The organism is Citrobacter sp. Cf132 (assembly GCF_030333885.1).
GTDB lineage: Bacteria > Pseudomonadota > Gammaproteobacteria > Enterobacterales > Enterobacteriaceae > Citrobacter > Citrobacter freundii.
The window spans coordinates 49340-67972 of record NZ_JAOWFA010000031.1; the positions used below are offsets into that span (position 1 = coordinate 49340).

Below are 18633 nucleotides of genomic sequence, written 5' to 3' on the forward strand. Positions count from 1 at the left end.
AGAAACGTTGATGTCGAATTCTTATGACTCCTCCAGTATCAAAGTCCTGAAAGGACTGGATGCGGTGCGTAAGCGCCCGGGTATGTATATCGGCGACACGGATGACGGCACCGGTCTGCACCACATGGTATTCGAGGTGGTAGATAACGCTATCGACGAAGCGCTCGCGGGTCACTGTAAAGATATCGTGGTAACGATTCACGCTGACAACTCCGTGTCCGTTACCGATGATGGCCGTGGTATCCCAACCGGTATTCACCCGGAAGAGGGCGTTTCGGCAGCGGAAGTTATCATGACCGTTTTGCACGCAGGCGGTAAATTCGATGATAACTCCTATAAAGTTTCCGGCGGTCTGCACGGTGTGGGTGTTTCCGTCGTTAACGCCCTGTCACAGAAGCTGGAACTGGTGATTCGTCGTGAAGGCAAAGTGCATCAGCAAACTTACGTGCACGGTGTGCCGCAGGCGCCGCTGGCAGTAACTGGCGAAACAGAAATGACGGGGACTCAGGTCCGTTTCTGGCCAAGCCACGAAACCTTTACCAACGTCGTTGAGTTCGAATACGACATTCTGGCGAAGCGTCTGCGTGAGCTGTCATTCCTGAACTCCGGCGTCTCTATTCGTCTGCGCGACAAGCGCGACGGCAAAGAAGACCATTTCCACTACGAAGGTGGCATCAAGGCGTTTGTTGAATACCTCAACAAAAACAAAACGCCGATCCACCCGAATATCTTCTACTTCTCCACCGAAAAAGACGGTATCGGCGTTGAAGTTGCGCTGCAGTGGAACGATGGTTTCCAGGAAAACATCTACTGCTTCACCAACAACATTCCGCAGCGTGACGGCGGTACTCACCTTGCAGGTTTCCGTGCGGCGATGACCCGTACCCTGAACGCCTACATGGACAAAGAAGGCTACAGCAAAAAAGCCAAAGTCAGTGCCACCGGTGACGATGCCCGTGAAGGCCTGATTGCCGTTGTTTCCGTGAAAGTACCGGATCCGAAGTTCTCCTCACAGACCAAAGACAAGCTGGTCTCCTCTGAGGTGAAATCGGCGGTAGAACAGCAGATGAACGAACTGCTGAGCGAATACCTGCTGGAAAACCCGTCTGACGCGAAAATCGTTGTCGGCAAAATCATTGATGCTGCGCGTGCTCGTGAAGCTGCACGTCGCGCGCGTGAAATGACCCGTCGTAAAGGCGCGCTGGACTTAGCGGGTCTGCCGGGCAAACTGGCGGACTGTCAGGAACGCGACCCGGCTCACTCTGAACTGTACCTGGTGGAAGGGGACTCAGCGGGCGGCTCTGCGAAGCAGGGACGTAACCGTAAGAACCAGGCGATTCTGCCGCTGAAGGGTAAAATTCTTAACGTTGAGAAGGCGCGTTTCGACAAGATGCTCTCTTCTCAGGAAGTGGCGACGCTGATCACCGCGCTGGGCTGCGGCATCGGTCGCGACGAGTACAACCCGGACAAACTGCGTTATCACAGCATCATCATCATGACCGATGCGGACGTCGACGGCTCGCACATCCGTACGCTGCTGTTGACCTTCTTCTATCGTCAGATGCCGGAAATCGTTGAGCGCGGCCACGTTTACATTGCACAGCCGCCGCTGTACAAAGTGAAGAAAGGCAAGCAGGAACAGTACATCAAAGACGATGAAGCGATGGATCAGTACCAGATCTCTATCGCCCTTGATGGCGCCACGCTGCACACCAACGCCAGCGCACCAGCCCTGGCGGGTGAAGCGTTAGAAAAACTGGTTTCTGAATACAACGCGACGCAGAAAATGATTGGCCGTATGGAACGTCGTTTCCCGAAAGCGCTGCTGAAAGAACTGGTTTATCAGCCGACGCTGGCTGAAGCCGATCTGGCTGATGAAGCGAAAGTCACTGCCTGGGTGTCCCAGCTGGTTAACGTACTGAATGAAAACGAAGTTCACGGCAGCACCTGGAACAGCTTTGTGCGTAAAGACGCTGAACTGAACCTGTTCGAGCCGGTGATCCGCGTGCGTACCCACGGCGTTGATACCGATTATCCGCTGGAGCATGAATTTGTGACCGGTGGCGAATATCGTCGTATTTGTACGCTCGGCGAGAAGCTGCGTGGACTGATCGAGGACGATGCGTTTATCGAACGTGGCGAGCGTCGCCAGCCGGTTGCCAGCTTCGAGCAGGCGCTGGAATGGCTGCAGAAAGAGTCACGTCGCGGCCTCGCTATCCAGCGTTATAAAGGTCTGGGCGAGATGAACCCGGAACAGCTGTGGGAAACCACCATGGATCCGGAAAGCCGTCGTATGCTGCGCGTTACCGTGAAGGATGCGATTGCTGCCGACCAGCTGTTCACCACGCTGATGGGTGATGCCGTTGAACCGCGTCGCGCGTTTATCGAAGAGAATGCCCTGAAAGCGGCGAATATCGATATCTAACATGTACCTCAGGCCTGCTCCTGTAGGCCTGATAAGCGAAGCGCCATCAGGCAGTTCGTCTACGTTTGCCGGCTCAGGCCTTATCCGGCCTACCATCGATTGTCAAAAGGGGAATCTCGATTCCCCTTTCTATCCCCCTTTTCGTAGCTGTTTTTTGAGCGGAATCGCGTTAGCATGAGGACGGACTCATTTAATCCGGGGAACTCATGGCTATCAAACTTATTGCTATCGACATGGATGGCACACTTCTGCTGCCCGATCACACCATTTCACCTGCGGTCAAAACGGCGATTGCCGCAGCGCGCGCGCGTGGCGTGAATGTGGTGCTGACCACGGGACGCCCGTATGCCGGCGTTCACAGCTATCTGAAAGAACTACATATGGAACAGCCCGGTGACTACTGCATTACCTACAACGGTGCGCTGGTGCAGAAAGCTGGAGATGGCAGTACCGTAGCGCAAACTGCGTTAAGCTATGACGATTATCGCTACCTGGAGCAGCTTTCCCGGGAAGTTGGCTCACATTTCCACGCCCTCGATCGCAACACGTTGTATACCGCGAACCGTGATATCAGCTACTACACGGTGCACGAATCGTTTGTCGCGACCATCCCGCTGGTGTTCTGTGAAGCCGAGAAAATGGATCCAGAAACCCAGTTCCTGAAAGTGATGATGATTGATGAACCGGAGATCCTCGATAAAGCCATCTCGCGCATCCCAGCAGAAGTAAAAGAGAAGTACACCGTATTGAAAAGTGCGCCGTATTTCCTCGAAATCCTCGATAAACGCGTCAATAAAGGGACGGGCGTAAAATCGCTGGCCGATGCGTTAGGTATTAAAGCCGAAGAGGTGATGGCGATAGGCGATCAGGAAAACGACATCGCGATGATTGAATACGCAGGCGTGGGTGTTGCCATGGGCAACGCTATTCCATCAGTCAAAGAAATCGCCAACTTCGTGACCAAATCCAACCTCGAAGATGGCGTCGCGTATGCCATTGAGAAATTTGCGCTGAATTAAGAAATTATGGGCAAGTGCCTTGTTTCATTTGCCCTGTTTCAGCCATGATTTGTGGTGCTGAATGGTCTCCCTGGGGAATATGCGCCACGCCGCTGCGCATAATCCATTTACGGGAAAATGCTGACGTGAGTGCCCGGCTTTTCAGGATTTTGCCATACAGTTTGAGACGTATTTTTCGGGTAGCTTTACGGTAAGCGTGATTCATATCTGGCGTATCCCGCAGCAGTACCGATTTGAGGATCTCCGCGCTGTCCAGCGCATAGCTAATCCCTTCCAGCGAGCTGGCGCTAATAAAACCGGCCGCTTCACCAATCAAAAATGCGTTGTCCTCTCCGCAGACAAAGTCTTTCCAGCGTGAGGGGAACAGAACCGTACATTTTTCACTTTTCACCGGTTTGCCGAACTGGAAATGGAATGCTTTCAGCTTCTCCTTCAGCGCGTCAAAGCGTGCCTGTCCGTCCTTCATGGGGTAGGCGCCACCAAAGATAAAATAGCCATCTTTGCTGATACTCCATGAATAACAGTCAGTTGCATCGTTATCAAAAATACAGGAATAGAACGGCACAGGATGTTTCTCCGCAAACCATTGTTGAATAGCGACATATTTACGGATTTGGTGCTGGGGATAGAGATGACGGCGCACCAGTGAATTCGCACCGTCTGCCCCCACTAGATAACGCGCGGTGATCTGCTCCTCCCAACCGTCGGCGCGGAAAATAACATGCCATTTATCGCCCTCGCGCCAGATTTTCCGACACAGGCTGTCGTGGTACACCTGCACATCATCAGGGATGAGAGATTTAAGCCATAAATCAAAAGCATGGCGGTTGATATTAATGTAGCTGCGCTGGTAGTTACGCGTCAAAGAAGCGGCAACATCAACCGTTTTAACGCTAAAAATCTGCGGGTTGGCGATGACATCAACGGGTAAGGTTATACCATCGCGGATAAACGAACGCTGGGCGTCCGGGGCCAGCAGACCGCCGCAGGGTTTAGTGAAACCTTCGTTGCCGCACTGGCGTTTTTTATCCAACGCAATCACGCGCATTTTTCCGCTCAACTGCCGCGCCAGCCCTGCGCCTGCCGGACCTAATCCGATAATCGCCACGTCAAAATGTTCCATCTTTCTGTCCGCAAAAATGAAGATGGCGATACGCTAAAGCCTGAAAGTGAAGTGCTTGTGAAGTATGATTGCTTTAATCGTCTTGTATCAGGGCATCTCATGAAGCAAATCACCTTTACGCTGCGTAATCATCAGCTTACCAATATTAACACCTGGACACCGGACAGCCAGTGGCTGGTCTTTGATGTGCGTCCTTCTGGCACCTCCTTTACCGGTGAAACAATTGAGCGCGTCAATATCCATACTGGCGAACTGGAGGTGATTTACCGGGCTACTCAGGGAGCGCACGTTGGCGTGGTGACCGTTCATCCAAAGTCGGAAAAATATGTATTCATTCATGGGCCTGAAAATCCTGATGAAACATGGCATTACGACTTCCATCATCGTCGTGGGGTGATTGTTACGCAGGCTGGGGTGGAGAATCTGGATGCGATGGATATTACCGCGCCGTACACGCCAGGCGCGCTGCGTGGCGGGAGTCATGTGCATGTCTTTAGCCCAAACGGTGAGTTTGTCAGTTTCACCTATAACGACCATGTTTTGCATGAGCGCTCGGCGGCGCTGGATTTACGTAACGTCGGCGTGGCTGCACCGTATGGGCCGGTGAAGGTCTCCGCGCAGCATCCGCGTGAATACAGTGGCAGCCATTGGTGCGTGCTGGTGAGCCAGACGACACCAACGCCAAAACCGGGTAGCGATGAGATTAACCGTGCCTATGAAGAGGGCTGGGTAGGAGAAAACAGGCTGGCGTTTATCGGCGATACGTTGTCAGTGAATGGCGAAAAAGTACCGGAATTGTTTATTGTCGATTTGCCACTGGATGAAAACGGCTGGAAACAGCCGGGGGACGCGCCTCTGGAGGGGACTGACATGACCATGCCTGCGCCGCCATCCGGTATTTGCCAACGTCGCCTGACGTTTACCCATGAGCGCGTCTTCCCGGGGCTGGTGAATCAACCTCGCCATTGGGTACGCAGTAATCCAAAGGCGTCTGAGATTGCGTTTTTAATGCGTGATGACAACAGTATTGTGCAGCTATGGCTGATTTCCCCACAGGGGGGAGCACCGCGTCAGCTTACCCAATGCTCTACGAATATTCAGTCAGCCTTTAACTGGCACCCATCGGGGAAATGGCTGGGATTTGTACTGGAGAACAGAATTGCTTGTTGTGATGTTCAAACGGGCAAGATTGATTTTTTAACGGAACGTCATGGTAACCCGCCGTCGGCCGATGCGATCGTCTTCTCCCCTGATGGTCGACAGGTTGCGTGGATGGAAGACGTCGAGGGTTTCCGCCAGCTGTGGGTGACTGAAACCGGGCGTTAACTTATGGAGCGGACATTTCTGCCGGGGGAATAACGGCGTTCGTGGCCTGGGTTCTCTCCTCGCTCTTTTCTACGCGGGATCTCACCGAGTTGTCTTTGCGAAAGAGATCCCACGGTAGCAATACCGTATCGAGCACCGCGGTGAAAGGCATATCCAGAATCGCCAGTGACTTGGTTCCCCAGTTCGTATCACTTTCGCTAATCATTGTGGCACTGGCTCGCGTGCCAGGATATGTCCCTTCTTTGCCACCGGTATGCGACATGATGCTGGAACAGCCGCTTACAAACGCCATCCCACTACACATCGTCAGTGTTACCAACATTTTTTTAATCATCATTTATTCATCTGTATTTATCGTGTTTGCATGGTGAGTTAAAGCGATCCGTTGCGAAAATAACATCACCATTTCGTCGCACTGTGGCGGCCATCGCGATTTAACGAGAACAACTGCTCCCCCCAGTGTATGCAATAGACAACAAACTGCAAAAAAAGTCAGATGAATACGCTTGAAAAGTTTGTATTAAGACCCATTTTTAGAGTGTAGACAAATGAAGGGCATGCCTGATGGGTGTCCTGGCTACCTGACCTGTCCATGATGGAAGGTCAATTATTCTCGCTGATTTCAGGAGCTATTAATTATGCGTAACTTTGATTTATCCCCGCTGTACCGTTCTGCTATTGGTTTTGACCGTCTGTTTAACCTGCTGGAAAACAATCAGGGCCAAAGCAATGGCGGCTACCCTCCGTACAACGTTGAGCTGGTAGACGAAAACCATTACCGCATTGCAATTGCCGTTGCCGGTTTTGCTGAAAGCGAACTGGAAATTACTGCCCAGGATAATCTGCTGGTGGTGAAAGGCGCCCATGCGGACGATCAAAAAGAACGTACTTACCTGTATCAGGGTATTGCCGAGCGCAACTTCGAACGTAAGTTCCAGTTAGCGGAGAACATTCATGTTCGCGGCGCAAACCTGGTAAATGGTCTGCTGTATATCGATCTTGAGCGCGTGATTCCTGAAGCGAATAAGCCGCGCCGCATCGAAATCAACTAATTCTATAGGCCGCTTCAGGCGGCCTTACTAAGTCATCGGCTTGCCGTCAGGGAGCCGAAAGGTACCTACTCGCTTCTTAGAAGGAGATTATTATGCGTAACTACGATTTATCCCCACTGCTGCGTCAATGGATCGGTTTTGACAAACTGGCCAATGCTTTGCAAAACACCGGTGAAAGCCAGAGCTTCCCGCCTTATAACATCGAAAAGAGCGATGATAACCACTACCGCATTACCCTTGCGTTAGCCGGTTTCCGCCAGGAAGATTTGGATATTCAACTGGAAGGTACGCGCCTGACCGTGAAAGGTACGCCGCAGCAGCCGGAAAAAGAGACCAAATGGTTGCACCAGGGGCTGGTCATTCAGCCGTTCAGCCTGAGCTTTACGCTGGCTGAAAATATGGAGGTCTCCGGCGCAAGCTTCACTAACGGCTTGCTGCATATCGATTTGACCCGGAATGAACCTGAAGCCATTGCTCCACAACGTATCGCTATCAGCGAACGTCCCGCATTAAATAGTTAAATAGCTCCATGCCTTTGCCCCGCCAGAAATGACGGGGCTTTTTTGTGCTTTACCACCCATACATTGCGACTGTACTCTGCGAGAATCCATTTACTTAATGATGTTATTCACAGGGAACAAGATAATGAGTGATATAGCATTGACGGTCAGCGTTCTGGCATTAGTGGCAGTTGTCGGATTATGGATCGGCAACATAAAAATACGTGGTGTGGGTTTTGGCATCGGAGGCGTGCTTTTCGGCGGTATTATTGTCGGGCATTTTGTCGATCAGGCAGGGATGACCCTGAGCGGCGACATGCTGCATTTCATTCAGGAATTTGGCCTGATCCTGTTCGTCTACACCATCGGTATCCAGGTCGGACCGGGCTTTTTTGCGTCATTGCGCGTTTCGGGCCTGCGGCTGAATCTGTTTGCTGTGCTGATTGTCATCATGGGTGGCCTGGTCACCGCGATCCTGCATAAGCTTTTTGCCATTCCTCTTCCCGTGGTACTGGGTATATTCTCCGGGGCGGTCACCAATACCCCGGCGTTGGGAGCCGGGCAGCAAATTCTGCGCGATCTGGGTACCCCTGGCGATGTGGTTGACCAGATGGGGATGAGCTATGCCATGGCTTATCCTTTCGGCATTTGCGGAATTTTACTCACCATGTGGCTGATGCGCCTTATTTTCCGCGTTAACGTCGATGCTGAAGCCCAGCAGCATGAATCCACGCTAACCAACGGGCACGCACTGATTCAGACGATGAACATCCGTGTGGAAAACCCAAACATCAACAATATGGCAATTCAGGATGTCCCGATTCTGAACAGCGACAAAATCATCTGCTCGCGTCTGAAACGTGACGAGACATTGATGGTGCCGTCGCCAGGGACAGTTATCCAGATGGGCGACCTGCTACACCTGGTCGGGCAGCCAGCCGATCTGCACAACGCGCAGGTGGTGATTGGTCAGGAGGTGGACACATCGTTGTCGACGCGCGGGACTGATTTACGCGTTGAGCGCGTGGTGGTGACCAACGAACAAGTGCTGGGTAAACGTATCCGCGATCTGCACTTTAAAGAACGTTACGACGTGGTGATTTCCCGCCTGAACCGTGCGGGGGTTGAGCTGGTAGCCAGCAGCGACGCCAGCCTGCAATTCGGGGACATCCTCAATCTGGTTGGGCGCCCTTCGTCGATTGACGCCGTTGCCAATGTTGTTGGTAACGCGCAGCAAAAACTGCAGCAGGTGCAGATGCTGCCGGTATTTATCGGTATCGGACTGGGTGTTCTGCTGGGGTCAATCCCGCTGTTTATCCCGGGTTTCCCGGTGGCATTGAAGCTGGGGCTGGCCGGTGGGCCGCTGATTATGGCTTTGATTCTTGGACGTATTGGCAGCATCGGTAAGCTGTACTGGTTTATGCCTCCCAGCGCTAACCTGGCGCTGCGAGAGTTGGGTATCGTACTGTTTCTCGCGGTGGTTGGTCTGAAGTCAGGCGGTGATTTTGTTCATACCCTGACGCAAGGCGATGGCTTGAGCTGGGTGGGCTACGGTATTTTCATTACCGCGATTCCGCTCATTACCGTGGGCTTGCTGGCGCGGATCTTCGCCAAAATGAACTATCTGACGCTGTGCGGCATGCTGGCCGGCTCAATGACCGATCCTCCTGCGCTGGCGTTTGCTAACAACCTGCATGCCACCAGCGGGGCGGCTGCGCTCTCCTACGCCACCGTTTATCCGCTGGTCATGTTCCTGAGGATTATCACCCCGCAACTGCTGGCGGTGCTCTTTTGGGGATTAGGTTAAAACTGACTTATCCGGCCTGCATCTCCTGTAGGCCGGATAAAACGCAACTCGCCATCCGGCATTACAAACACCCTCTCTCTTTTCCATTGTCTCATCACCCGACTCGCCCTTTCGTTTGAGAATCAGGTTCATACTCCTTAACTGTTCCGGTATAACGACCAGACAACAATATTTAAGGAGCTGTCATGAAGATTTCTCGCCTTGGGGAAGCACCGGACTATCGCTTCTCGCTGGCAAATGAACGTACCTTTCTGGCGTGGATCCGCACCGCGCTCGGATTTCTGGCTGCGGGGGTTGGCCTTGATCAACTGGCCCCGGATTTTGCCACGCCGGTCATCCGTGAGGCGCTTGCTTTGTTGCTGTGTCTGTTTGCCGGCGGTCTGGCGATCTACGGCTACCTGCGCTGGCTACGTAACGAAAAGGCAATGCGACTGAAAGAGGACTTGCCCTACACCCACAGCCTGCTGATTATCAGCGTTATGCTGACTATTGTGGCAGTGATTGTCATGACGCTGGTGCTGTATGCCGGATAGCCGCAAATCGCGACGTATCGCCGACCCGGGGTTACAACCGGAGCGAACATCGCTGGCCTGGTTTCGTACCCTGCTGGGTTATGGTGCGTTAATGGCGCTGGCGCTGAAGCACAACTGGCATCAGGCGGGCTTCCTGTTTTGGGTTTCAATTGTGGTGCTGGCGATGGTGGGAATCGTACTTTGGCGCTATACACGCAGCCGTAATCTGATGGATGTTACACATAGCGATTTTTCTGAATCTCGCGCGGTGCGTGACAAATTTATGATCTCCCTCGCGGTGTTATCCCTCGCAATACTGTTTGCTGTAACGCATGTTCGCCAACTTATCGTATTTATCGGGAATTTTGCATGACAGGATGTGAGAACATGGATGTTAGTGATGATGTTTTAAACGTGGTGATTGACCACCAGAAGTGTTTACAACCAGTTGAAGTGTACCGTGGTTTGCAACAAGGAAATGTTCGCCTGGTACAGTTTATTCCGCTGGTTAAGCACGATGGCTCAGGTCATCTGACAGACGAATCGGTTACGTCTGAGGCGTGGGGCCGATTTTTAATTACGATATTTGATATCTGGGTACGTGAAGATATTAATCAGATATCTATCCAGCTTTTCGACAAAACGCTCCGCCAGTGGTGTGGTCTGGCAGCACAGATTGAACGACAGACCATGTCATCAATGAATACGCGTTGCCAAACATGCTCATTGTTTCAATATTACCATGGTGATTGTCCTGCGTACTGCGAGGAAAATGGAAAGGGCGTGCTGTGTGCAGGATATCAGGCTTTCTTCAACCATACCGCACCGCATATGCGCGTGATGCGTGACCTGCTTAAGCAGCATCGCTCACCGATGGAGCTGATGGCGATGCTGCGCTGAGATTAGCGCCCTTTCGCCAGGTATTGCGCCATCTCGGTTTCCGGCACCATGCCGCCGCCGGTTGCCCACACCAGATGGGTGGCGTTATTGAGCTGATCCGCGCTGAAGCCATGCATCTGCTGGTAATCCGTGGAGGCGCAAACGTGCTGAGGGCCAGCCATGCCTGCCAGCGCCGACGGCTCAAGACGAATGCCTTCTTCCTGCGCCAGCCAGCCCAGCATATCGTACATTGTCTGATCGTCCAGGGTGTACAGACCGTCGAGCAGACGTTCCATCGCCCGGCCAACAAAGCCCGATGCGCGACCCACCGCCAGTCCATCCGCTGCTGTCAGGTTATCGATGCCGATGTCCTGTACGGAAATGGTATCGTGCAGCCCGGTGTAAATCCCCAGCAGCATGCACGGTGAATGAGTCGGTTCAGCGAAGAAGCAGTGCACGTTATCGCCGAATGCCAGCTTCAGGCCAAATGCCACGCCGCCAGGGCCGCCACCGACACCGCACGGTAGGTAGACAAACAGAGGATGATCGGCATCCACCACGCGCCCCTGCTGGGCAAACTGCGCTTTCAGACGCTGACCGGCGACCGCATAGCCTAAGAACAGCGTGCGGGAATTTTCATCATCGATAAAGAAACAGTTCGGATCGGACTCTGCCGCCTTACGACCTTGTTCAACCGCCACGCCGTAATCTTCTTCGTACTCCACTACCGTCACGCCGTGGCTGCGCAGCTTGGCTTTTTTCCACGCGCGGGCATCAGCAGACATATGGACCGTAACGTTGAAGCCGATACGGGCGCTCATGATGCCAATCGACATGCCGAGGTTGCCGGTGGAGCCAACCGCGATGCTGTACTGGCTGAAAAACTGTTTGAACTCCAGCGAAAGCAGAACGCGGTAATCGTCTTTGGTGGTCAGCAGACCGGCTTCCAGCGCCAGTTTTTCCGCATGGGTCAGTACTTCATAAATGCCGCCACGGGCTTTAATCGAGCCTGAAATCGGCAAATGACTGTCTTTCTTCAGCAGGACTTCGCCGTTAATGTGTTGCCCGAACTCTTTTTCCAACCGTTTTTGCATGGCAGGGATTGCGGCCAGCTCAGATTCGATAATGCCCCCGGTGGCGGCGGTTTCCGGGAAGGCCTGCGCCAGATACGGTGCAAAGCGCGTCAGACGCGCGTGGGCATCCTCAATGTCGTGTGCTGTCAGGCCAACATACGGTAAACCTTCCGCAAGAGAGGTGGTGCCAGGGTTAAACCAGGTTGTCTCTTTCAGAGCCACCAGATCTTCCACTAAAGGATGCTGGGCGATAAGTGTTTGAATGTTTTCCATAGTCAGTCTCTTCGCGCTTAGATAATAAAGGAAAGCAGGAATGTGCAAGCCAGTGCAATAACGGACGCGATAAATGTCGCGGTCGTATAGTATTTGAACGTTTCATTCAGGGTGGCGCCGCAATACTGCTTCACCAGCCAGAACAGGGAATCGGTGACGATCGTGCAGCCAATAGCGCCGGAACCGATGGCAATGGCGATGATCTCCGGGCTTACGTTAGGGTAGAGTGGCAGCATCGGTGCCACGATTGCCGTTGCGCCCATCATCGCCACCGTGGCAGAGCCTACCGCCGCATGCAGAATAAGAGCGACCAGCCACGCCAGTAGAATCGGGTGCATATGCATGTTTGAGAGGATCAGCGCCAGAGTATCCGCCAGCCCGCTGCTCTTGAGAATAGCGTTGAATGCGCCGCCTGCGCCGATAATCAGCAAAATGTTAGCAATCGAGCCAAAACCGTTTTCGGTGTGGGTCAGCAGCGCACCCATACCGATGTGCTGACGCAGACCGAGAATGTAATAGGCTACGAAAACGGCGATAAACATCGCGGTGATCGGGTTACCAATAAACTCCAACAGCGTATACAGCGTACTGCCTTTCGCCATGTTCAGCTCAGCGACGGTTTTGACCAGCATCAGGCCAATCGGCAGAAGTACAGTAAACAGCGTCGCACCCAGCGATGGCAGCGTACTTTCGTCGCGCACTTTCAGGTCGGAAAACTCAGCCGGTACCGGTTTAAATGGCAGACGGTTACCGAGGAATTTCAGGTACAGCGGCCCGCCGACAAGCGAGGCCATTAAACCCACCAGTAAGCCGTAGACAATCACGGTGCCAATGTCTGCGCCCAGCTTATTCGCCACGAACAGGGCGGCCGGATGCGGAGGTACGACGCAGTGTACCGCCATCAGCGCCGTACACAGCGGAATCGCCAGCTTCAGTAATGAGGTATTGGTTTTTTTAGCAATCGAAAAGGCCAGTGGAATCAACAGCACCACGCCGACCTCAACGAACAGCGTGATCCCGCAAATCAGCCCGACCAGCACCATAATGACGTCGGCGGAAAGCCAGCGGCAGCGCTGCAGCGTCAGACCGATGCGTTCGGCCGCGCCGGACACTTCCATCATTTTGCCCAGAATGGTCCCAAGGCCAATAACCGCCGCGAGGAAGCCCAGCGTACCGCCGATGCCGCTCTCAATGGCATTGACCATATCCAGCGGCCCCATCCCCATCATCGTACCCACGAAGAAACTGGCTAACAGCAGCGCCAGAAACGGGTGGAATTTGAACTTCACGATGGTCAAAACGATTAACACGATGCTTATCAGCAGCGTGCTCACAACCCAGATTTGAGAGTGCATAGCTCACCTTGCCCTGTGATTAATATAAGGTTATTGGACAAAAATAAGGCACCGTCTGACAAACGATATAAATCTCCTTTCACATGAGCTAGATTGCATCAAGTGAGTGATTTATGTCTAATTACGCTATGTTTATGCGATATGGTTCACCTTGATTCATCTTTATGCTGATTTTTGCAGCGAAGTTTTTTACACTCCGGCGAATGAATCAGGAGGACAGGAGGTGAGTTTGGATCCCCTACGCGAGGTCAGAAACCGGCTGCTCAATGGCTGGCAGCTGTCAAAGCTGTATACTTTTGAAGTGGCGGCCCGGCATCAGTCGTTTGCGCTGGCGGCAGATGAGCTGTCGTTAAGCCCCAGCGCCGTCAGCCATCGCATTAATCAACTGGAAGATGAACTGGGCATTCAGCTGTTTGTCCGTTCGCACCGTAAAGTGGAACTCACCCACGAGGGTAAGCGGGTATTCTGGGCGCTGAAATCGTCGCTGGATACGCTGAATCAGGAAATCCTCGATATTAAAAACCAGGAGCTGTCCGGGACGCTCACCGTCTACTCTCGACCTTCTATCGCCCAGTGCTGGCTGGTTCCGGCGCTCGGTGACTTTACCCGTCGCTACCCGTCAATTTCACTGACCATCCTGACCGGAAACGACAACGTCAATCTGCAGCGTGCCGGGGTCGATCTGGCTATCTATTTTGACGATGCGCCCTCCGCGCAGCTTACGCACCACTTCCTGATGGATGAAGAGATCCTGCCGGTATGCAGCCCGGACTACGCTCGCCGCCATGACCTTACCGGTTCGTTAGTGAATTTGCCGCACTGCACCTTGCTGCACGACAGACAGGCATGGAGTAACGACTCAGGAACCGATGAATGGCACAGCTGGGCGCAGCATTTTTCGGCGAATTTGCCGACATCATCGGGGATTGGTTTCGATCGTTCTGATTTAGCGGTAATTGCCGCCATGAACCATATCGGCGTGGCGATGGGCCGAAAGCGGCTGGTGCAAAAACGTCTCGACAGCGGAGAACTGGTCGCGCCTTTTGGCGATATGGCGCTGAAATGCCATCAGCATTACTACATCACCACGCTGCCCGGCAGGCAGTGGCCGAAAATCGAGGCGTTTATTAGCTGGCTTCAGGAACAGGTAAAATAAGCGGACCGCGAATATTTTTTACGCTTTCTCTCTACACGGAAAGTGAAAAAGCGTGCTAAATACGTGATATCACTCCTGATGATTTGCGTAAGGACGACCGTGTTAAAGCCGATTGTTTCCCTTTTACTGTTGGCCAGCGCCACCGTATGTGCCGCGCAACCTGCGCTGACGGCGGCGCAGTATGCGCAGCAGCTTGGCGTTGGGATGGACGTAGATTGGGCGCGCACCGATCGGGGTATCCGTGAATTCGATCCGCTGGTAGTGCGGGACTACAAGGCGAAAGGGTTGGCCCACGTACGCATTCGCGTAGCGGGAGAGCCTACGGAGGCGCGGCTGATTCATCTGCGCAAGCTGGTGGAAGCCTGCGAGCAGTATGGCGTGATCCCGATCATTGCCTATCAGGCAGACGAATATAAAAAAGACCCCAGCGCCGGGAACGAAAAAGAGGTGGTTAACTGGTGGGTGGCGGTGGCGCATTACTTTGGTCAACGCTCGCCGTTGCTGGGGTTCGACCTGATCTACGACCCCTCTGATAAGCTCAACCATAATCAGTCGTCGCTCAATCGCGTGTATGACAAAGCCATTCGAATCATCCATGCCATCGATCCACAGCGAATGATTTTTATCGCGCCGAAACTGCATGCCGCTCCGGAAGATTTGGCCAACCTAAAGCTGCCGCCGCAAAGTCAGAATACGGTGCTGGCCCAATGGCATATTTTTCCGTGGGGACCGCTGAAAAATAACGGCAAATATCCGTGGACCTCAGGGACTGCGGCAGAAAAGGCCGCCATTCGCGCCCGTATAAATACCGCCATTCATTGGCAGCAGAAAACCGGGCATGTCAGTTGGGTAGGGGGCTGGTCGCCGGGAGAAACCGTCAAAAACGCGCCTTCTGCCTCGCAAATGGCGTTTGCCCGCTTTATGGCGTGCGAGCTGAAAAAAGCGAAAATTCCCTATGCTATCAATGCGGATACGCAGTTCTATGATGGTGAGGAGGGGGCCTGGCGTCCGGCGCTGGAGCCGTTACTGACGACGATTATCGCGCCAGAATGCGAAAAGCCCGGCGATAAGCCGGGCCATCATACGCTTAAACCGCTTGTCCCTGATGCGACACGCGTGATGCTAGCGGAAGCCAGCAAACAAAAATCAACAGCCCCATAAGGGTCATCAGCAGGCCCAGACTGGCTTGCCCGGTCTGCGGCAGCATGGCAGAGAACCACGCCAGCACGCCGGAACCAATGTTCTGTAATCCCCCAACCAGCGCGCCAGCAGTGCCTGCCAGGAACGGGAAAGGCTCCATTGCACCGCTGGTTGCCAGCGGAAACAACATTCCGGCGCCGAAGAAAAATAGTGCGGCAGGAACCAGCAGCGTCCAGACGTTCATCACGTCAAACAGCCCTGGGATCCACATCATTAAACCCGCTACCAGACAGCAGGTCACCGACTGCCACATTAGCGTCGAGAAACGTTTATTCGGGCGACCGGCGAACCATGCGCCGAAAAACGCCGCCGGGATGGGCAGGATAAACAGGATACTGACCACCATGCTGCTTAGACCGAGACGTGCGCCCAATAATACTCCGGAGCAGGCCTCAAAGACCGCAACGCCCGCCAGACCACCGATCAACATCAGCACGTAACAGGTGAAAGCGCTATTACCAAACAGGGTTTTGTAGCTGGCGATCAGCCGTGGACGCGGCGCACCTGCAGGGCGCGTTTCCGGCATCCAGCGTGCCATGCTAAACGTCACGCCCGCACACAGAATCAACAGAAAAATATAGCAGGCACGCCAGTTCCACACTGTATCCAGCACACCGCCAATCAGCGGAGCTAACAGCGGACTGACCAGAATCCCCATGTTTAACAGACTATTGGCGTGGCGCAGTTGCGTGCCTTCGTACAGATCGCGCGGTAACGTTCGCGCCATCACACCGCCGACGCCCGTTCCCATCCCCTGGATGGCACTGGCGATAATCAGTACCGTCAGGCTATGCGTGGTAATCGCGACCAGCGTGGCCAGCATAAAAATAGACATCCCGGCGAGGATAACCGGGCGGCGGCCAACGCGGTCTGAAAGGGGACCATAAACCAGTTGTGATAGACCATAGGTCAACAGATAGGCGGCCATTACGCTTTGCACCGCCCCTTCGCGAACGTTCAGTTCACGCGCCATATCAGCAATCGCGGGGATATAAATGGTTTGCGCCATCTGACCTACCGCCACCAGTAATACCAACATCAACAACAAATTGACGCTTCTATGCCTTTTCATTTCGCTGATTACTTTTAAAAAAGAGAAAAAAGAAGAATAAGGTGCTGCACTTTCCCGTAAATGCGCGTGGAATCTACCACAACAGAAAAAGAAGGCCAGATAGTGGGCTGGAATGTTTATGTGATAGACGGCAGGAAATGTAAACAAAAAGCGGCAACAAATGTTGCCGGATTGCATCGGGTTTACAACGCGATCATGATAAGCGTAGTAAAACTGCGCCTACGGCAATACCTGCAGCCGCGACAAGACGTATTCCGGCAACCTTCTCTTTCAGTAGCAGCCACGCGAGCAGCGCGCCAAACAGGATAGAGGTTTCACGCAGCGCCGCGACTACAGCCAACGGAGCCTGGGTCATGGCCCACAGCGCCAGGCCGTAAGAACCCATTGTGCCAATGCCACCAAGAATACCTTTCTTCCACTGCTGTACCAGATAGCGCGACGCTTCCCGGCGTCTGGCGATCATCGCCCAGCCCAGCAGGCAGGAGCCGTTCAGAAAGAAGGTCCACAGCGTATAACCCAGCGCGGTTTCTGATAAACGTACGCCGGTGCCATCAACCAGCGTATAACCGGCGATAAAGCAGGCGTTAATGAGCGCCAGGATAATCCCGCGTTGCGAACCGCTGCGTCCGTTAAATGCCATCCCGAGAATAGCCAGACAGATGGTGGCAATCCCCACCCAGGCGAGTAGCGAGAGGCTATCACCAAGAAACAGGACGCTGATAATCGCGACCAGCAGTGGCGCTGTGCCGCGCATCAGAGGATAGGTCTGGCTCATATCCGAAACCTGATAGGTTTTAGCGACCAGGACGGTATAGACCACCTGTAATGCGGTTGAGACAGCTAAAAACGGCAGGCTGGCGGCAGAGGGTTGCGGCGCAAAGGGTAAACAAATCAGCGCCATAATCGCAGCGGTTCCGCTGACGCTGATCGCCGAGTACAGCTTGTCGTTTCCCGCTTTTACGATGGCATTCCAGCTGGCATGCAGCAGTGCGGCGAACAGCAAAATGCAGAAAACAGAAAGCGTCATGGCGTAATTCTTCCCTGAGGATGTCATAAAAACGTAACATATTGACGCGATACAAGCACCAGGGAGAAGGTGAAAGGGGAGCGGAGTGTTATCCGCCCCCCTTAGGTGCGACTTGAATCTGAATTACTTAATGTATTTCAGAACGGCATCAAGGAGTTGCAGTGCTGCAACAATGAGTTTGAGGATAAGAATAGCGATATCCACGAGGCTCATACGCTCTCCTTTTGGTACAAGGAGCACGGTGCTGACGTACCTCGCCGCTGCCTGTTGCCAGCACCTTTGTTGACATAACACAGTGTGCTCACGCGGGGGTTAAGGCGCTGACGGCACCACCCGTTTCAGCCAGGACTTTGATGCGCCGGTTTACGATGCGGCCCCCGCATAACACATTGCGTACCGAGACATTATAGATAAATACTGTATAAATTAACAGTATTTTATGGACGTTACGCTATTCATGTTCCATACTCAAAAACATCAAAATTCGTGCCGAAATTGCGTGTTCTTCGTAGAACGCGTATACTTTTTTCGTTGACATAACACAGTGTGTTCGGCGGCTACCAACCGCACAACGCTGAAAAAACCTCGCTCCGGCGGGGTTTTTTGTTTTTGCACGACATACAATGAAATGTGATCGTTGAAGCATTTTTGTGCAGATGAAAATTTTTCCATTGTCACGCTGAAAAACCTGTGTTTGTATAAATCCAGTTAATCAACAAACAGACAGGTCCCTAATGAACCCTTCCATGCTGACTGCGACCCTACTAAAAACTGCGCCATCTCGCGCAGCGTTCGTCGTGCGTGTGGTGGTGGTCGTCGGCAATGCGCCGTAGG

General features: G+C 53.2%; 19 protein-coding genes and 1 other annotated feature. Of the genes, 12 read left to right on the forward strand and 7 right to left on the reverse strand.

Annotated features, from left to right (window positions below; genetic code table 11):
* Positions 1 to 10: 10 nt before the first annotated feature.
* Complete coding sequence (gene gyrB, locus OGV85_RS01815) at positions 11 to 2425, forward strand: DNA topoisomerase (ATP-hydrolyzing) subunit B (RefSeq protein ID WP_003844435.1); 2415 nt, start codon at positions 11 to 13, stop codon at positions 2423 to 2425.
* Between the two features lie 206 nt (positions 2426 to 2631).
* Complete coding sequence (yidA, locus tag OGV85_RS01820) at positions 2632 to 3444, forward strand: sugar-phosphatase (RefSeq protein ID WP_061547771.1); 813 nt, start codon at positions 2632 to 2634, stop codon at positions 3442 to 3444.
* Positions 3445 to 3448: 4 nt separating this feature from the next.
* On the opposite strand, the gene cbrA is transcribed toward yidA, so the two are convergent.
* Positions 3449 to 4567 (reverse strand): colicin M resistance lipid reductase CbrA, encoded by a 1119-nt coding sequence (cbrA, locus tag OGV85_RS01825; RefSeq protein WP_061547772.1) that lies wholly within the window; start codon positions 4565 to 4567, stop codon positions 3449 to 3451.
* 99 nt (positions 4568 to 4666) lie between these two features.
* On the opposite strand from cbrA, the gene OGV85_RS01830 reads away from it, so the two are divergent.
* Positions 4667 to 5893, forward strand: a complete 1227-nt coding sequence (locus tag OGV85_RS01830; RefSeq protein ID WP_061547773.1) for a YidR family protein — start codon at positions 4667 to 4669, stop codon at positions 5891 to 5893.
* 1 nt (position 5894) lies between these two features.
* Here the strand turns inward: OGV85_RS01830 and OGV85_RS01835 are convergent, their stop codons facing one another.
* A complete protein-coding gene (locus OGV85_RS01835) occupies positions 5895 to 6227 on the reverse strand; it encodes a YceK/YidQ family lipoprotein (protein ID WP_003023879.1) in 333 nt (110 codons plus the stop codon).
* Between the two features lie 238 nt (positions 6228 to 6465).
* Positions 6466 to 6538, forward strand: a sequence feature (ROSE (Repression Of Heat Shock gene Expression) occurs in the 5'-region of heat shock genes and acts as an RNA thermometer to modulate expression.).
* On the opposite strand from OGV85_RS01835, the gene ibpA reads away from it, so the two are divergent.
* From ibpA to OGV85_RS01865, 6 genes are all read left to right on the forward strand, one after another.
* The gene (ibpA, locus tag OGV85_RS01840; protein WP_003023882.1) at positions 6532 to 6945 is read left to right on the forward strand and encodes a small heat shock chaperone IbpA; all 414 of its coding nucleotides are present in this window, start codon (positions 6532 to 6534) and stop codon (positions 6943 to 6945) included. Its footprint overlaps the feature before it by 7 nt.
* Positions 6946 to 7037: 92 nt before the next feature.
* Positions 7038 to 7466, forward strand: coding sequence for a small heat shock chaperone IbpB (ibpB, locus tag OGV85_RS01845; RefSeq protein WP_003840609.1), 429 nt, complete (start codon positions 7038 to 7040; stop codon positions 7464 to 7466).
* 124 nt (positions 7467 to 7590) lie between these two features.
* Positions 7591 to 9252, forward strand: a complete 1662-nt coding sequence (locus OGV85_RS01850) for a putative transporter (protein ID WP_003023886.1) — start codon at positions 7591 to 7593, stop codon at positions 9250 to 9252.
* Between the two features lie 185 nt (positions 9253 to 9437).
* Positions 9438 to 9785: a YidH family protein gene (locus OGV85_RS01855; protein WP_003023888.1), complete on the forward strand. Its 348-nt coding sequence runs from the start codon at positions 9438 to 9440 to the stop codon at positions 9783 to 9785.
* The gene (locus OGV85_RS01860; RefSeq protein ID WP_003023890.1) at positions 9775 to 10137 is read left to right on the forward strand and encodes a DUF202 domain-containing protein; all 363 of its coding nucleotides are present in this window, start codon (positions 9775 to 9777) and stop codon (positions 10135 to 10137) included. The genes OGV85_RS01855 and OGV85_RS01860 overlap by 11 nt, the downstream gene beginning before the upstream one ends.
* A 14-nt stretch (positions 10138 to 10151) precedes the next feature.
* Positions 10152 to 10664 carry a radical SAM protein gene (locus tag OGV85_RS01865; protein ID WP_003023893.1) on the forward strand — a complete coding sequence of 171 codons (513 nt, stop codon included), beginning with the start codon at positions 10152 to 10154 and terminating at the stop codon, positions 10662 to 10664.
* Positions 10665 to 10666: 2 nt separating this feature from the next.
* On the opposite strand, the gene dsdA is transcribed toward OGV85_RS01865, so the two are convergent.
* The gene (gene dsdA, locus OGV85_RS01870) at positions 10667 to 11989 is read right to left on the reverse strand and encodes a D-serine ammonia-lyase (protein ID WP_061547774.1); all 1323 of its coding nucleotides are present in this window, start codon (positions 11987 to 11989) and stop codon (positions 10667 to 10669) included.
* A gap of 17 nt (positions 11990 to 12006) precedes the next feature.
* Complete coding sequence (gene dsdX / locus OGV85_RS01875; RefSeq protein ID WP_003844455.1) at positions 12007 to 13344, reverse strand: D-serine transporter DsdX; 1338 nt, start codon at positions 13342 to 13344, stop codon at positions 12007 to 12009.
* 229 nt (positions 13345 to 13573) lie between these two features.
* On the opposite strand from dsdX, the gene dsdC reads away from it, so the two are divergent.
* Both dsdC and OGV85_RS01885 read left to right on the forward strand, forming a co-directional pair.
* Positions 13574 to 14500, forward strand: coding sequence for a DNA-binding transcriptional regulator DsdC (gene dsdC / locus OGV85_RS01880; RefSeq protein ID WP_003023900.1), 927 nt, complete (start codon positions 13574 to 13576; stop codon positions 14498 to 14500).
* Between the two features lie 78 nt (positions 14501 to 14578).
* The gene (locus OGV85_RS01885) at positions 14579 to 15661 is read left to right on the forward strand and encodes a cellulase family glycosylhydrolase (RefSeq protein WP_061547788.1); all 1083 of its coding nucleotides are present in this window, start codon (positions 14579 to 14581) and stop codon (positions 15659 to 15661) included.
* Here OGV85_RS01885 and emrD read toward each other — a convergent pair.
* From emrD to tisB, 3 genes are all read right to left on the reverse strand, one after another.
* Complete coding sequence (gene emrD, locus OGV85_RS01890; protein WP_003023905.1) at positions 15588 to 16772, reverse strand: multidrug efflux MFS transporter EmrD; 1185 nt, start codon at positions 16770 to 16772, stop codon at positions 15588 to 15590. The two genes, OGV85_RS01885 and emrD, sit on opposite strands and share 74 nt — an antisense overlap.
* 193 nt (positions 16773 to 16965) lie before the next feature.
* Positions 16966 to 17799 carry an EamA family transporter gene (locus OGV85_RS01895; RefSeq protein ID WP_003840641.1) on the reverse strand — a complete coding sequence of 278 codons (834 nt, stop codon included), beginning with the start codon at positions 17797 to 17799 and terminating at the stop codon, positions 16966 to 16968.
* A 123-nt stretch (positions 17800 to 17922) separates the two neighbouring features.
* Positions 17923 to 18012, reverse strand: a complete 90-nt coding sequence (gene tisB, locus OGV85_RS01900) for a type I toxin-antitoxin system toxin TisB (protein WP_003840643.1) — start codon at positions 18010 to 18012, stop codon at positions 17923 to 17925.
* A gap of 521 nt (positions 18013 to 18533) precedes the next feature.
* On the opposite strand from tisB, the gene ivbL reads away from it, so the two are divergent.
* On the forward strand, positions 18534 to 18632 hold the full coding sequence (gene ivbL, locus OGV85_RS01905) for an ilvB operon leader peptide IvbL (RefSeq protein ID WP_072291303.1): 99 nt from the start codon (positions 18534 to 18536) through the stop codon (positions 18630 to 18632).
* Position 18633: the final 1 nt, after the last annotated feature.